The 1,074-nt window shown below is 67.5% G+C and carries 2 protein-coding genes; both read left to right on the forward strand.

The window, feature by feature from the left end; all coding sequences use genetic code 11:
• Positions 1-148 precede the first annotated feature (148 nt).
• A complete protein-coding gene (locus ACZ38L_RS39640) occupies positions 149-703 on the forward strand; it encodes a TetR family transcriptional regulator (protein WP_465703051.1) in 555 nt (184 codons plus the stop codon).
• A 1-nt stretch (position 704) separates the two neighbouring features.
• Positions 705-1,016, forward strand: coding sequence for a hypothetical protein (locus ACZ38L_RS39645; RefSeq protein ID WP_465703053.1), 312 nt, complete (start codon positions 705-707; stop codon positions 1,014-1,016).
• Positions 1,017-1,074: the final 58 nt, after the last annotated feature.

Here is a 1,074-nt window from a genome sequence, read left to right on the forward strand (position 1 = left end):
GCGGCTACCTATCCACCGCCGCCAAGCAGGGCCGCAACCTGCTCGACGCCATCACCCGGCTCTTCGACGGCCGAGGAGCCTGGATCCCCACCCCGGCCTGATCACCAAATCAGTCACGAAGGAACAAACCCGGCAGCGGATCGCCGCTGTGGCGTTGAGGCTGTTCGCCGAGCGCGGCTTCGACGCGGTGACGGTCAACGAGATCGCCGAAGCCGCCGAAGTGGCCAAGGCAACGCTGTTCACGTATTTCCCCACCAAGGAGTCCCTCGCGCTCCAGGGCGTGGGTGAGGACGATCCGGCCGGGATCGTCGCCCGGCGGCAACCGGGCGACTCCCCCCTCATGGCCCTGCGGGCCCACTACCGTGCATTCGCCATCCGGCAGACGACACCGGCGAACCACGAGGTGCTGATCGCCCAGATGCGCGTGATCCACGACAGCCCCACGCTCAGCACTGCCGCCAACAGTCTGCTCTACCAACAGCGTCAGGCGCTGGCCCGGGCCTTGGCCGAGCAGCACGGCGAGACCGCGGCCGCACTCATGGCGGCTCAGATCGCCGCGTCCCTGCTCACCCTCCAGGAGTCCTACTTCCACCGCCTGCTCAGCGGCGCACCGCCACAGGAAGCGGGCCGCGCCCTGGCCAAGGACGTCGAGCTCGCCTTCGACCTGCTGGAAAACGGGCTCTACCACGCAAAGGAACGGTGACATGCGCGCACGCGGCATCAACTACGACACCGGATTCCTCCCCGGCGACGCACTATCCCGCAAGACCTTCCTCCCCGAAGCGGTCCGCCGCGACATGGCGGTGATCGCCGGCGAGCTGCACTGTGACGCCGTGCGCATCTCCGGCCGCGATCCGGAACGGCTGACATGGAATGGTGGGCCTCCCTCGGGCCAGTCCCAGAGCGGCTCAACGCCTTCCTCGCCGAAGCCGCCGCAACAGTCCGCGCCCACTTCGGCGGACGGGTCACCTACGCCTCCGGCCTCGATGTTTCATCACGTCACTGTTGATCGGTGACTGTTTGTCACGGCATGGGAAAGGTGCCCTGCCACCTGCGATGATCCGGCTTGTCTAG

Source organism: Kitasatospora sp. NPDC024654, assembly GCF_055559155.1.